The 14,650-nt window shown below is 46.8% G+C and carries 13 protein-coding genes; 2 read left to right on the forward strand and 11 right to left on the reverse strand.

Annotated features, from left to right (window positions below; genetic code table 11):
* Nucleotides 1-708: 708 nt before the first annotated feature.
* The 9 genes from MHB54_RS02070 to MHB54_RS02110 all read right to left on the reverse strand — a co-directional run bounded on the left by MHB54_RS02070 (nt 709) and on the right by MHB54_RS02110 (nt 12,024).
* Nucleotides 709-1,518: an SDR family oxidoreductase gene (locus MHB54_RS02070; RefSeq protein ID WP_023988269.1), complete on the reverse strand. Its 810-nt coding sequence runs from the start codon at nt 1,516-1,518 to the stop codon at nt 709-711.
* Nucleotides 1,519-1,783: 265 nt separating this feature from the next.
* Nucleotides 1,784-2,620: a hypothetical protein gene (locus tag MHB54_RS02075; RefSeq protein ID WP_264453871.1), complete on the reverse strand. Its 837-nt coding sequence runs from the start codon at nt 2,618-2,620 to the stop codon at nt 1,784-1,786.
* 12 nt (nt 2,621-2,632) lie between these two features.
* A complete protein-coding gene (locus tag MHB54_RS02080) occupies nt 2,633-3,385 on the reverse strand; it encodes a vWA domain-containing protein (RefSeq protein ID WP_013309992.1) in 753 nt (250 codons plus the stop codon).
* Nucleotides 3,386-3,469: 84 nt separating this feature from the next.
* Nucleotides 3,470-5,515: a hypothetical protein gene (locus MHB54_RS02085; protein ID WP_264453872.1), complete on the reverse strand. Its 2,046-nt coding sequence runs from the start codon at nt 5,513-5,515 to the stop codon at nt 3,470-3,472.
* A 200-nt stretch (nt 5,516-5,715) separates the two neighbouring features.
* Complete coding sequence (locus tag MHB54_RS02090; protein ID WP_013309990.1) at nt 5,716-5,991, reverse strand: WXG100 family type VII secretion target; 276 nt, start codon at nt 5,989-5,991, stop codon at nt 5,716-5,718.
* 248 nt (nt 5,992-6,239) lie between these two features.
* Nucleotides 6,240-6,776, reverse strand: a complete 537-nt coding sequence (locus MHB54_RS02095) for a WXG100 family type VII secretion target (protein ID WP_023988266.1) — start codon at nt 6,774-6,776, stop codon at nt 6,240-6,242.
* Between the two features lie 5 nt (nt 6,777-6,781).
* Nucleotides 6,782-7,624 (reverse strand): hypothetical protein, encoded by an 843-nt coding sequence (locus MHB54_RS02100; protein ID WP_023988265.1) that lies wholly within the window; start codon nt 7,622-7,624, stop codon nt 6,782-6,784.
* Between the two features lie 16 nt (nt 7,625-7,640).
* Nucleotides 7,641-11,636: a type VII secretion protein EssC gene (gene essC / locus MHB54_RS02105; protein ID WP_264453873.1), complete on the reverse strand. Its 3,996-nt coding sequence runs from the start codon at nt 11,634-11,636 to the stop codon at nt 7,641-7,643.
* Between the two features lie 67 nt (nt 11,637-11,703).
* Nucleotides 11,704-12,024 carry a hypothetical protein gene (locus tag MHB54_RS02110; RefSeq protein ID WP_023988263.1) on the reverse strand — a complete coding sequence of 107 codons (321 nt, stop codon included), beginning with the start codon at nt 12,022-12,024 and terminating at the stop codon, nt 11,704-11,706.
* Between the two features lie 389 nt (nt 12,025-12,413).
* Between MHB54_RS02110 and MHB54_RS02115 the strand changes: the two genes are divergently transcribed.
* The gene (locus MHB54_RS02115) at nt 12,414-12,653 is read left to right on the forward strand and encodes a hypothetical protein (protein ID WP_013370782.1); all 240 of its coding nucleotides are present in this window, start codon (nt 12,414-12,416) and stop codon (nt 12,651-12,653) included.
* Between the two features lie 128 nt (nt 12,654-12,781).
* On the opposite strand, the gene MHB54_RS02120 is transcribed toward MHB54_RS02115, so the two are convergent.
* Nucleotides 12,782-12,931, reverse strand: a complete 150-nt coding sequence (locus MHB54_RS02120) for a hypothetical protein (protein ID WP_023988262.1) — start codon at nt 12,929-12,931, stop codon at nt 12,782-12,784.
* Between the two features lie 216 nt (nt 12,932-13,147).
* Here MHB54_RS02120 and MHB54_RS02125 point away from each other — a divergent pair, with 216 nt between their 5' ends.
* Nucleotides 13,148-14,167 (forward strand): hypothetical protein, encoded by a 1,020-nt coding sequence (locus tag MHB54_RS02125; protein ID WP_023988261.1) that lies wholly within the window; start codon nt 13,148-13,150, stop codon nt 14,165-14,167.
* A 118-nt stretch (nt 14,168-14,285) separates the two neighbouring features.
* Here the strand turns inward: MHB54_RS02125 and MHB54_RS02130 are convergent, their stop codons facing one another.
* Nucleotides 14,286-14,624, reverse strand: coding sequence for a L,D-transpeptidase (locus MHB54_RS02130; protein ID WP_023988260.1), 339 nt, complete (start codon nt 14,622-14,624; stop codon nt 14,286-14,288).
* Between the last annotated feature and the right edge of the window lie 26 nt (nt 14,625-14,650).

Genomic DNA, 14,650 nt, shown 5'->3' on the forward strand with positions numbered 1-14,650 from the left:
CATCGCCTCCCCCTATAATGATGGCATACAAGACGAGTGAAAAAAAAGAACCACCGCACTGGATTTTTCATCCTTCGGTGGTTCTTCCGCATTTTATCCCCTGTACGCCCTCATATTCTTGCCTCATTCCCCCGCATCATTGCCTCTCATCGCGCCCATTGCGAGCATTGTACATATCACAAAGATCGTTTCACTTCGATTTTATTTTCTTCCTTCTGCGGCTGAAGCCCTGAGAACTATGCAAAGCATACCAGTCAAACAAAACCATATGCCGTAACGACTGACCGTGAATCCTGCCGCATCGTCAATTGTCACATGGAGTGCGCCTATTTCTTTCTTGAGGACGTCCTCCATTCATCATATTTCAATCCACGCACTCATATAGAGCGCGACCCGACCGGATACATGAGCGACTACCGCTGAATGGTCGATTTCAATCCACGCACTCATATGGAGTGCGACAGCGAAAATGAAGGAATTCATACCCTAATGATATCAATTCCATGCATTTTCGAAAAAAACGATGCTAAAAAAGCTTGAATCGACTATTGACTTCTAACGAAGAAAGCTAATCCGAATCCATTTCGACAAATTTCGAGGTGCGAAGGACCCGGGGTTTTTATGTGAGCTTCACATTCGCACCGTAACCAAGACAATACACTCAGGATACCACAAAACATTTCTCCGTCCCAGAGCATGCTCTATTTTCTAAAACAATAACGACTCTGCCCCATCAATTACAATTTGTGCACCAGTAATGTGACGCGAATGATCTGAGGCCAAAAATGTTACCAAATCAGCTACCTGCTCGGGTTGACCCGGTCCATCTGCCAACGGTTGCCCTCCTTCGGGAAACTTGACGGGGATGGTAATTTGCTTTAACCCTTCCGATTTCTCCGTGGTTTCATCAATATTGGTCGAAATGGCCCCAGGATAGATGACATTGACACGAATACGGAACTTAGCCAGCTCCAGCGCAGCCATTTTAGCAAAACCGGTTTGACCCGCCTTCGATGTGCTGTAGGCTGACATTCCAAAGCTGGTAAAGCGCTGATTTCCATTAATGGAGCTGGTAATAATAATGCTGCCGCCACCGTTCTTTTTCAAATGTGGTATTGTATACTTCACCGTCAGGAAGGTACCATCCAGATTCGTGGACAATGTTTGCCGCCAATCCTCAATGCTCAGATCCTCGATCGGTCCGACGACCCCGTTAATCCCGGCATTAGCAAAAATGATATGCAGACCGCCAAATAATTCAACCGCTTCCAGAACTGCTTTTTCCACACGCACCGGATCGGCAATGTCCACGTCAAATGCCCGCGCCGACCCTTCACGTATAGCATTAATTTCTCTTTCTGTCTCCAAAATACGCTCATTACTTACGTCAAAAAGAGCGACATTCGCTCCTTCTCTAGCCATTTGAATGGCCGTTGCCTTGCCAATGCCAGAACCAGCCCCCGTGATCAGAGCCGTTTTGCCTTCAAAGCGTGCGCCTCCTGCATATGTGTAGCTCATATGTATCGCTCCCTTTCAGTAATCTGTATAATCACAAGATTACCCAAAAGGATATACTTTATAATCACCATTTTTGCGCATTTTTTGCTATTCCTTTGCGATATTTGAGAAAAGGACGAATATTACGCGCATTAGCGCGTATTTCCTTCTCCTCCTCGTTACATTCTATAAATATCTTAACGAATCGTATTTTTCTATGTATTCATCAAAAAAAGGACGTTATACAACCATGGATATGGATGCATACGTCCTTTTGCTTATTCATTTACCACTGAAGCTCAATAAATGCAGCATCATCATCAAGTCCCCCGGTATGGGATGCGTCCAGCAATACCTGTATCTGCTCATCAGGGACAGGCTCGCGAATGGGGTCCAAATCGGATAAACCGTCCGTATACACCTGTAATCTCATCGGCATATCTGCGGGTATACTTCTTTCGTACCAATGAGGCTTCCCACCAATCGGCCCACGACTTGTTGACCAGCGCTCCGCTGTAGAAAAAGTATGATCGAACAGCTCGCTAATTTCCTCGGCACCGTTCCATAGTCGCAAACGTGAATCCCCTTGCCAGGCAAGTCGGAGACGGCCACGGCTACCACGCTTCGGCAGTTCGATTTTACCGCAAATATACATGGACTGGCTTCCCTGACGACGTTTATCTTCCAATACCGAGCGCATTAAGCCTGATTCATGATCCAAAGGCTGCCGATCCAGTTCCTCTGCCGCTGTACCTGCCAAACGTTCAAGGTACACTCTTAATTGATCAACAGACAGATCTTGTCCCCGTTCCATCCAATCCAGTAAAGAGGAACCCAGATAGCGGGCTGCAAAATCTCCTCGGTAACTGAGCCCGACACCATCACACAAGACAAAACAACAGACGGATTTATGAATACGTACTGCGGCGAAATCCTGTCCGCTTTCCCCCATACTGGCAGATTCGGCAGATCTTCCATAGCCATAACGACACATAAAACGACTGTGATGAGATGATAAAGGCTGATCGCCTGTCTGAGAGCTTATGTAAGCAAATTGCTGAGTCAGCCTTGCATTCATTCCCTTTTTTTTGCTCGCGGGGAGCAGGGACAGCAGTGGATTCATGCTTTTACCTCCTTACCGTACAGGCGTTGCAGCCGACATTTGGAACCCAATGGACACCAGTTCCGCACAGGTTCCGGGCAGCATCATAATGGCTCCTTCACCTAACTGATAATCTGCCTCAAACAGCATTTCTCGATAGCTTTCAGGCAGTACAGAAGACATATCACGCAATTTCACAGCATGTTCATCCTGCAAAGGCGTATTATGCGTCAGACCTTTCCAGCGACGGGGGTCCTGAATAGGCGTTTCCAGCAACCTGTCGGATAAAAATATATTTTCCACCAGTACATTACCGTCCGGTACACTCATGCTCATAATACGCTTCGCAATCGGTTCCGGATCATCGCCTGTGGAAACCCCATCTGTCATATGACAGACCAAAGGTGCAGGACAGTCCTGCATCCCTGGTAATTCTGCCTGCAAAATACGCTCAGCTTGCAGGAAGGCTTTTGCTGAATCTGAAAATCGTTTGGGTGTCAAATCGGGCAACGAACCAATGGCCGCGATTTCATCAATTCCCTTGACACCATTCAGCAGGTCATACACGTCGTCACTATAAGCTAAAATCGCAATCCGATAGCGTGCTGTCAGCCGATTTCCTTTGGTTGAACGGAAAACCATCTGCCGGATCGCCAACGATATAGCTTCATATACAACGTCAATACGCCGCCGCCCCTCCATCAGCATGTTCATCGACGCGCTGATGTCAATCAGGTAAATGATCAGGGCGGGAGTGCGTTGTGAAGCCTGTATTGTATAATTCATGGTTTGTACATGCTCCCCTCAGTTACCTTCTATCTTCATCTGTTTTGTAGCTATCATTCCGCCCATATATAAACATATGAAATATTAAATTTTAGGCAGTCTAAAATTCGTATCGCCTAAAAAATTATAGATCGAGGAAGCCCGATATCCCACTTCGCCTACCGAACGATAATAAGAAGGATTACTATCATATAGTGTTCTAAAACGCTTCGCAAAGCTCTTTGCCTTCGCAGCGCTTCCACCTTCCTGAGAGGCATATGCCTTGTTGTACAGGGAAATAAGCTGAAGAACGTTCTCCTTGTTTCGTGCATGCATAGACTCTTTTTGCTTTTGTTCCGCCTCGGCTGCTGCCTTACGAGCTGCCTCTTCCTGGGCGGCACGGGTTTCCTGCTCCTTTTTCAAAGCCAAGTATTTTTCATACTTTGCCTGTTGATCATACGCTTTTTGCTTCGCCAACTTGGCAGCCGCCTGCTTATTTTGTTCCTTTTGGGCGAGATAAGCTTCATATTTAACCTGTTGATCGATAAGGGCTTGCTGTCTCTTCTGCTCTTCCTGTTGCTTTTGAGCGGCAAGTACCTGCTGTTTGGCCTGCTGTTCCGCTTCCTGGCGTTGTTTCTCCGTCAGCAATTTTTGAGCGGCTTCCTGCTCGGCTGCCAGCTTTTCCTCGGCCGCCTTTGCAGCCTTCGCTGCCTCTTCCTGCTTGGCTGCCTCGATTTGTCGCTGACTGGACTGATCTGCAAGAATATTCACGGCTGGGATTCCAGCTGCCAACAGAACGACTGCGGCCGCAGTTGTCACGATAAACGCTTTGGAGCGATACCAGGCTTTTGATTTTTCAGGTTGCTCCGGCGTCTTGGGATTCAACTGCTCCTCTAGCCCTGTGATCGCAGCCGACACCTCCACATGCAGAGGACTGCCGTCTTCTACAAAATGATACAACGACCGGTATACTTCCAGCGCTGCAGCAGGTTTGTTCTGCTGCTCCAAATCACGTGCCTGTCGGAACAGCTTGTCCGTTACCCCACGCTCTCCCTGCTCCAGGGCAGCCTGATTTAGCAGGGCAGCCTGTTCAGCCTTGAGCGGTGCAGGTGCTGACAAAGAAGATGCAGCTTCACTGGAAAGGCCACTCACCGCTGCCGATTCTATTGTTTCTGTCGCAGCAGGCTCCGGTTCTATAGCCTCAACTGGAATTTCCTGCTCAGTAACTGCATTAAGTACAACCAACCATTCGCCAAAAGTAGGGCAACTGCTTAAATCCTGACTATCCCAGGCGCGGCTGAACAATTCTACCACCTTGCTGCCCCAGCGGGATTCAAGTGATTTTCGTAAAATAAAATAACGTTCGCAAGGCGTCTGCATTTCATGCTGATCAAAATAACTTTCGCCCCACGCTTTGTCGACTACAACACGGTCAGACCAGCCTAGCATTTCTCCTATAATAATTGCCCCTGCAAAACGGTCTGCATACGCACTCCATAAACCGCTGTGGACGGTACGATGTGCGGCATACCCTGGCGAACCTGCCAATAGAGCGTCTGGACGATCCATTTTAGTACTATACATTTGTTCCACGTCCACCAATTCCACAGCTGACGTGCCTTGAGGCAGTTCCACTTCAGAAAAAAACGGAAGCATCACATTCGGCGCCGATAAATCACAGTGCGCCAATCCTTTTTGCTCCATAGCTGAACCGATCCCTGCCAATGCTCTGGCTAAAGCCAGACTATCGGAAGCCTCAAGCTGACGCTGATCTGTGAGACAATCGAACCATGTCATACCGTGAACCCATGGCATCAGCACCGCATACAGCAAATCAGGCTGCTCGGCGATCAGACTTCCGTTTCTTTCTGGAGTGAGCACATCACGCTTGCATACCTGCAAACCGGGAATATCCCCGTATGCTTCCATATGCTCAGATTGATAAACCATAGCCGGGATGCGGAACTTCGGAAAAAACACTTTAAGGGCTTTTGCCTCATGCGGTGCTCCGTTTTTGGCATTCAGTTGGTATACAATTCCCTGCCGCCCTGCTTGAGCATAGGCTAAACCGGGTGCAGCGGGATGTCGTCCAACCACATAAGCTGTGCCGTTTATGATCAATTCGTCTCCCGGATTCGGTTGAAAAGACATGAAACATCCCTCTCCTTACATCATTCAGTATGCTAGTTTTCCTCACCTTATTATATACATCTATGGATGGCAAGAAAACCGGGTATCCGAAGATCGCCCGGTTTTTCCTGAACATCCTGTGCCAAACCGTGAGGAATGGCTCACATATTGCTTCTTATAGAGTGGTATATGACAAGTTAATGCCTATCAGGCAAGGCAACTTATTTCGTTTGGTCAACCGTACGGAATTTGTTAGCGATAGCTGTCAATTCTTGGCTGATGCTGTTCAAAGTCGTTACAAAAGCTTGCATTTGTTTGCTAGCTTCCTGAAACTCTTGGAAGAAGCGTTGTTTAGTCATACCTTCCCATTGACCTTCCATACCTGAGATGGACTGTGTCAAACTGGAAACGATCTGTTGGCTTTGCTCACCACTTTGTTTAAATTGGTTAGCCACCTGATCAACCTGTTCTGGGGTAATTAAAATGCGTCCTGCCATTTTTTGCGTCCTCCTTGATGATAAAAATGTTTTTGTTTTATCTAGTTCAAATTGTACTATGGCTATTTAATTCCCTACAAAAGGCAAAGGACCTAATTGTAACAATCCCACTTTTTAACTATAAAACAGCACCTAACAGTATAATATTAACAAAACAACCACCTAATAAGTCCCATAAAGTCGGGAATTGCGAAACGAATCAAGTAAATTTTGCAGTCGATCCAGATTGTCCCGGAACGCGATCCCAACTAAGCGACAGGCTGATCTCTTGTTGTAGACGGATCAGTAAAATACCAATCCTGCGGACTGCTAGAAGACGCCTGCATCAGAATATCCTGATGCAACGTTTCTACATCCGAAGACTGTACACCAGCAATGGCATGTACGACAGACTGCGGGTTTGAAATCAGACTGCCTGTTTCCGAAGCTTGCCCAGGCAGAATAGACGGTGATTGCTGATTCGACCAATCGAGCATTGTGACGGGTCGTCCCAATGGTTGGCTGGCAAATGACAGAATCGTTTGATAGTTGTGGTCAACAGACTGAAACTGCTCTGCCTTTCGGTTCAGTTGTGTACCTGATGTATGGAGGTAAGCATGAATCTGTTCTGACATCCGCTTGGCCTGCATCCAATGATTCAAGATCGCCTCGCGTGCAGATACATCCCAATCCAGCGATTGTAACGCCTGCTCCAAACCTGCTGTTAACTGTTGAATTTGCTCCGCCGCATGCTGTAGCTGCCCGCTAAGCCCCCGAAGCACATCCGGTTCAACTCGAATGCGCATATCCATCACCCTTCTTCTGTCACTTCTTCATTCACTGCCGACTGTTTCAACCAATTTAATAATAAATCCACAAACTGATCCCTTGAAGCCATAGCTGCAATCAGCCAGTCTCCGTTACCACTTGAGCTCATCCGAAATATCCAGTTCATTGCAGGACACAGGACAAAGGCTGCCCGTTGTGATTCCCACTCCCTGCCATTCCATACCAGCAATTGCAGTTCTCCTTCGGCTACACGAGAACTCAAAGACTGAGCCAGTCTTGCAGCCCCCTCTGCATCTCCGCTAGCCTCGGTCAGTTTACTGCTGATCAGAGACACACTTTCTCCTGCCGATTGCTCATAAATTTTATTAAATGCCTGCTTGGAGAACATAAGTGCGGGGGATTCAGGCACAAGTCGATCTACCCAACCCATTTTATCAATCAATGTCTCGCAAGCCTTTTCCACATTACCCAGATCGTACAGTCGATACTCATCGGGTTCATCAGCGGATTTCACGAGTTCCACTACACGCTCGTTCGTGCAATGGAGATAGCCTTCAAACCGCTTACCTCCCCGCGCATAGCGTATACGGCAAGCCCTGTTGGATAATCCCGCGATAGCGACTCTTGAAAAAACGGTAGGAGGCATTGCTAGCTCTTTGCCCTTATCTACCCGCTTTAGATACCCCTTTTCCAAAAGAGTAGCTTTTACCTGCTCCCACTCTTCCGCCAACTCCTCTGCTAGATAGCCCTTAAACGGATCTTCCACCCCAAGCAGTCTGTCAGAACCCAATACGCCTGCCAGAAAAAACAGTTCCTTCGCCTTGAGGGTTATTAACTTCTGCTTGGAAGCTTGAAACGTTAACATTATGAGCCACCTCCCTTCAAACTACAACATGCCATCGGTCACGAATTTTCGTTATCCAATCCTCACAGCTCACTTGCTCTGAGAAGGGAATTGCCGCTTTTATCCTGGTAAATTTGCGCCGTACGTAGTATCCCTGCCCAGGTGGCAGGACTTTTAGGCCACCAGCAGCGGCGTTCGCCTCCGAATAAGGGATACGAAAGAACGATAGATCATTCGAATCTAGTGTTCCAAATAGCATACCGCTTTGGCTTGCCTTGACATCATTAAACCAGTCCACACCAAAGGTAGGGAAATCAGATGGCACACCCGATAGCACGACATGCACATTGCGATCACGTCCCAACCGTACAATGGCGGAGAGCTGATCCTTTATCATAAAATCGTTCAGTTGCTTACTTAACATATCCGCATCATCAATGACCAGGAGCAATTCGGGATCATTCCCCTCCTTGTTCCGCTGTTGAACGATATCATACACTTTCTGTACCAGAGGTCCCATTTCTTCCTCGCTTTCGGCAGCAGCCTTAACATGAGGAAGATGCCGTAATCTAGATAGTCCTCCGCCTCCATAGCGTGTATCGATCGTATAGACTTCCAATTGATCGGGTGATGTGTAATAAGCAAGCGATATAATCCAGCTCATTAGAAAAGAGGTTTTTCCACCCTCCATTGGACTACCCACTATAAAATTGGGCCCTTCTTTCAGATTCAGGAGAAAAGGCTCAAGATCGTCACTCTGTAGACCTACAGGTACTTCATAAGGAAGTGCACCCGAAGGTCCACTCGTCTGATCCCACTGCTGAAGCAGTTCCGACAATGGAATCCGCTCAGGTAATGGGAGGATGGCTGGTGCGTGCTTGCCTTTCCATTCCTGCACAATGCCAGCAATATTGCGGCGTAACCGTGCTGATCGCTCCGCCTCATCTTCTCCTGGTGAAGGCAATGCCGTCTGGAACTCCAGCGGAGGAACATGCCCTTTAACCAGAGCGCGGCCTGGAATTAACGGTCCTGGCGTTTTGGCTGGTCGTCCTACCGCATAGTAATAGTCACTCGGGTCGGACATTTCAAAAGAAACAGCATTCGGTATGTTACTGCGGAATTTCTCAAACACATCGGTAATCCGGTTCGCTGTAATGATAAAAGTAATACCTAGACTGCCTCCTTCTCGCAAAAGAGATTCCAGCAGTTCATTTTCATCTGGATAAGCATTACGGAAATTAAGATATCCATCAATAACTACGACAATTTGCGGAACATCCTCAACAGCAGAACGTCGATAAGAGCTTATTGTTTTGACACCAGCCTCGGAAAGCATTTCCTTGCGTACGGCCACCATCTTGAACAGATAACGGAACAGTCGCTTGATCCGGTCATCCTCCTCAGCCATCATAACAGCCCCGATTTGGGGAAGTTCCCCAAAGTCGCGCATCGTTCGACCCATATCAATGATATACCCGTTCCAATGATTCGCTGCAAAACGCTGAGCCGTGGACATCAGCAATGTATGCAAAAAGGTCGTTTTTCCCATACCCGGCATGCCATACACAGCCCAATGACCATGATCCAGCGATGCATAAATTGGCTCCTGCCGCTGATTCGGCAAATCATCCACCAGACCAATAAGAGCCTTCAGCTCCAAAGGTGATGATGTACTATCTATTTCGGTGCATACCGGCAGATTTGTTAAATCCAGCAATTCAGGCAGCGGTGGAAGCCACGGTCCCTGAAGTCGTTCGATCCCTGCCTTAGCAGCCTCATTCGCAATATAATCAATAAATACTTGAAGCTGTTTAGGGGCTTCTTCTCCTTTTAAGCCTGAGCTTGCCCGTTCGCCGCCCGTCAGTAGCGCTTCACGTTTCCCGTTCAGTCTCACTTCATGTACAGGTAGTGCAGAAGAAATATCGCTGTTGCCTATATACGGCGCACCGCTCCAAGCAAACTGCATCTCTTCAAACACCTCGTCGCTACCGACCTGGAAATATCCTCGTCCCGGCTTCGTAATCCACGCGGCATTCGGTATTTTCAACATGTCACGGCTATCACCTTCGCTTTGCACCCGTAAGCAGATGCGGAACCTGGAGTTACTCCAGATCTTATCATCTACGACACCTGCGGGCTTTTGCGTCGCCAAAATCAAATGGACACCTAGTGTCCGCCCAATCGCGGCAATACTGATTAACTCGTCCATAAACTCTGGCTGATCTCGCTTTAATTGTGCAAATTCATCAATAATAATAACCAGATGAGGCAGCGGTTGTTCCTGCCGCTGCCGGAGTAGTCTGTAATATTCATCAATATGCTGTAAATTGCCTGCATCGTTCAATATCTTCTGTCGACGAACCAGTTCTGCTTTAAGAGATATTTTGGCACGTTCAATCAAATTATTGTCCAAGTTCGTGATCGTACCCACAACATGCGGCAAGTTAACGAACGTGTTGGACATGCCTCCACCCTTGTAATCGATCAGCATAAAAGCAAGATCATGTGGATGAAACTCGGCAGCAAGCGAGGCTACGATGGACTGGATAACCTCACTCTTCCCTGAACCCGTTGTACCGGCGATCAAGCCATGGGGACCATGTCCTTGACGCTCTATCTTATCATGCAGGTTAATCATAATCCTCTTACCGCCTGCTCGCACGCCCATCGGCACAGGTAAGGTATCGGGATGGCGGTTACGTCGCCACCGATCTGCCACGTCCAGTTCTTCCACACTCGCTACGCTCATCATATCAAACAGAGGTAGCACAGCGGGAATGTCAGAAGCAGAGGAACGCTTCAAGCGAATAGGAGCCATGTACCTCGCCAATGCATCGGCTTCCTCTTTTGACAAACGATCCGGTTTAAAACTTTGCTGTTCAACCTCCGCCGATTCTGATTTGCGGGCATATACGCCCTGCTCTTTGGAAGCCTCCACAATCAGCTGACACTGCATCGGCAAAGCCTCTTTACGAGAAGCCAGCACAATCGTACACGCATCAATGGCTCGACCGTCCTCCAGTAACAACGGCAGCAACGGTTCTTCCTCAATCAGCTGGGTGTCAGATAAAACAACGATATAACACGGGACTTCCATTCCTTTGCCCTGGCGATCATTGCGATTATTTTTACGACGGTTCAGTCTGGCAAACAGAAAATCAGCTAATTGATGTGCACTGCTACTGCGGTCTGACATCATTCTCTGGATGCGGTCATCATCCCACACATGTGGGAGCCAGCGCATCCAAGTCCATTCACTTTCCTCTCGCTCGTCATAGAAGGAAGCAATTTTCACTTCATCTGGCGAGTGACGAACCGTCACCTGTGCCAAAATGACTCTTAACGCAGCAAGGGTATGCTCCCGGTCGCCGACCAATCCAACCACTTTGGATTGAAACAGCGGTAATGCAATGGAAGCAGCGTCTACCAGACGAAATTCCTCTTCCAGTTCATCCGCAGCTCCCAACAAAGGATCTCGGTCATAACCGTCTGGGCGTGGAATTTGCAATTTAATATGAAAGGGAACTTGTCCAGTCCCAATACGCACCTGCAAAAAGTCCTCATCCTCCGGTGATCGTTCCCAAAGTGAACTGTTGCGGTTTTTGACGATTTGAGTGCATATTTGCGGGTCACCGTGAATTTCATATAGTGTGCGAATTTGCTCCTCGCGTTTCATTTCAAGTTCTTCACGATGCTTTTGGAGTTGTTCTCGGTACATCCGGTCCCGTTCCTCCAGCTTACGCTTGTATTCCTTCTTATTATTTAAATAGACGAAAAAAGGAATCGTATAAGATGTAAGCATCATGACCACGGTGACCATCTGGAACATCAAATAGTTACTGTTACCCATCTTGCCTGTTTTGCTCATATATACGTAAAAGCCTATAGTCACCAACGTCATCATTAACGGAATAAGTATAGATATAATAGAAAAAGACGGCTTGCTCGGCTCAGCCGGAGGCCGTAAAATCTCCAGCTTCTCCTCTCGGAGCGCCGGCCTTAATCTCGGGGATCGCTGGTATAATGCATTCAAGACAAAAGTCCCCCTTTTCGCTTACTATTTCATTTTACCAAGGTTTCATATAATTTCATGTGTGTATTTACCCATTTTTTTCACTTTGAAACAGAGAACGCCTTCCATACACAGGCGCTTCGTCCTGAGTTGTCGAAAAAGCGCGCTGAATACGCACAGTACAGCCTTCCCGTAAGCCTGATCCTGTGAGTAGCTGGTTATCCCCCACCCTGAACCAAAGCCCTTCTGGGAACTTTGCTTCCATAATATATTGCATGCCTTCCGCCGGAGGCTCGCCGAAAATGCGCACACCCAGCATCAGCTTTAAATGTTCCACCGAGTATTCATCAGCTACCTCGATGTCAAACCACTCTGTTTCCTGTCGTCCTGAAAGCACGGTCAGGATCATCTGTCATCCCTCCCGATCCTTAATATATAGCAAAGTTCACGCAAAAAGCCTATTTCAACGGAAATATGGCTATCGTAACTGTAGCATCCGACTATTAGACTGTCAATTTGTTACAAAATACCCACTCTAAAAATAAAACAGCGACTTTAGTCATATTCTCTCACATTAGTAGAGTCATTGGTATCAATAATATGTATTTAATCATTTCTAATACGGCTATATACGTCATTTTGTCGATTAGTTAGAACTAAATTCGATTGTTCCCTAGATTGTTGTGAACACTTTGTAAATTTTTCAGACCTTTATGTTTTTATAAGGTGTTTTTAAGGTAATTTTAAGAAACGGGCACTACAATAAAGCCATGAAATAACTCAGGCGAGGTGATTTTTGTGAGAACATTAATTACATTTCAAAACAAACGTATTCCCGTATACTTCAATCAAGAAAATAAGCAACCGGTACAAAAAACTTTAAAACTTCTAAGTAACACTTTGGAGAATAAAATCTCCAGCGGCAAGCGTGCCCTTCAAAAATGTCTTAACTCTTTGATCAGTATAGAGATTGTCGGTTGTGAAGCCATCCTGCATAGCGTTAGTGAAAATGATTCATTGGCATTGTCCCTCTATTAAGAGGGACTTTTTTTTGTCCATATTAGACACAAAAAAGAGAGGGGCATTTCAGCACCCTCTCCATATCAGCAGCTTTGAAACATGATACATGTGACTTACCGCAGCTTATGCATTTGATCAGACTCTATTTAAAGTATTCTGCGATAACCTTTTTTACCGCCTCGTTCCTTATTCTGCGCCTTCTCAATCCGTATTCTAAACAGTTCTAGTAAATTAGCGCGTGTATGCTCTTCCCGGCAGTTGTCCAGCTTTTTTAAGATAAAACGGTCAATGGACATATGACTCAGGCTCCTTTACAGCAAGCTGCCCCTGCTTTTCAAGGGGATGATCAGGCTATCCATTTTTAACCATTCTGTACGTTGTTTAAACAGGTACGTTCCTTATAGGATAAAGCAGGCGGGATTACATACCCTTTAATTAGGGTAAATACATAAAGTTTCGAAAATTTTATCACGTTAAGCCTGGAAGCTATGGACAAGGAGCGAGCAGAAACCATGAGTAAACACATGATTACCAAAATAGGCTGGAACCTTTTATGTGCATTCTTAATCCTAACGATGCTGGCTGCATGCAGCAGGGAAAAAGCTTCAACCCGGAGTATGGCCCAACATGAAGCTGAAGCACGTGCCTACACCGTAACGGGTAATCCCAACCAAGGCGCATCATCCCTTGATGAAAGAGCTGCCAATCATACACCTGTTCATCAGCAAGGCAGCAGCTATGTCGAAATATCAGGTGGCGTTAGCATTGATAAAAATACCGTGAAAGTTACAGGACATTCCAACCTCCCAGCCGGAGCACGGATCAAAGGGAATCTTGCGGTCAAAAACTCCCTGTTAACTGGGTACACGGATGAGACCACTATTCAAAAGGACGGAAGTTTTGTACTCCGAGTGCAACGCCCTGGAATACAGGGCAGTATGGATCTGACTGTTCTGTTCCGTCCGGATGACCAAGACAATGAAATACGAAATCTGTATGGCAGCGGTGGCAACAAGTTGGAAGGTCCTTATGTATATCAATACGAAGAAAACAAACAGCTTCTGCATGAAGTTCGGATTGGGGCTGAATTTGATCCTGAACAAGAACGCAATACCCCTTTAGTTAAGCCCGTCTGGAACAAACCTAAGGACTACGGTAGTCCTCAAGTGTGGATTAAGCCTGATGTGAAGCAAGAAGGTAACTATTATCATGTATATGCGCGCAGCAATTTGCTGGAAGGGTCGGACGTCAAACTCACGATTGATTTTCCGGGACGATGGCAGTTCGGCTACGATGATCAAACCAAAGTTATGCCTGACGGCTCCTTCAGCATGAGGGTCAAAAAGCCGAGCCTTGCCAACCGCTACACCATAGTCATAAGTTTCGAACCAAACGAAGATATGTGGACCAACGCCAAACAGGCATACGGTACACAAGGAGAACGTCTTTCGGGACCGTTAGTCAAATCCGCAGACGACAAAGAGGGCTCCAAACAGATTGAAGCCCGTATCCCTATCCAACCCAAATCGTAACTAAACGCAGCATCTAACTTAAAGTTACGGCCGTTCGCCATGAAATATACTTCACAGATACAGCCTATGACGCGGTATCCACGTCTGAGTAGATACAGAATCTAGTATCGTCTAGCCGCTACGGCTGTATCGTGACTGGCGTGCCTATACTTACCTTTTCCTGAAGCTCAAGCACATCCTTATTCTGCATTCGAATGCAGCCATGTGACACCATCTTGCCAATGGACCATGGCTCATTGGTGCCGTGAATGCCATAATGCGGCTTGGACAGCCCCATCCAGAACGCTCCGAAAGGGCCGCCGGGATTGGGCTGTTTGTTAATAATCGTAAATTGCCCATGCGGTGTCTGTGTAGCCAGCTTGCCAATACCGACTGGATAACTAAGAACAATCTGATCTCCATCTTTCAAATATAAACGACGATCCGATAAATCCACCACAATGCTGTAGTTCGGCATATATTCACCCCTTTATACCATATGCC

This window comes from Paenibacillus sp. FSL M7-0802, assembly GCF_038004945.1.
Lineage (GTDB): Bacteria > Bacillota > Bacilli > Paenibacillales > Paenibacillaceae > Paenibacillus > Paenibacillus polymyxa_B.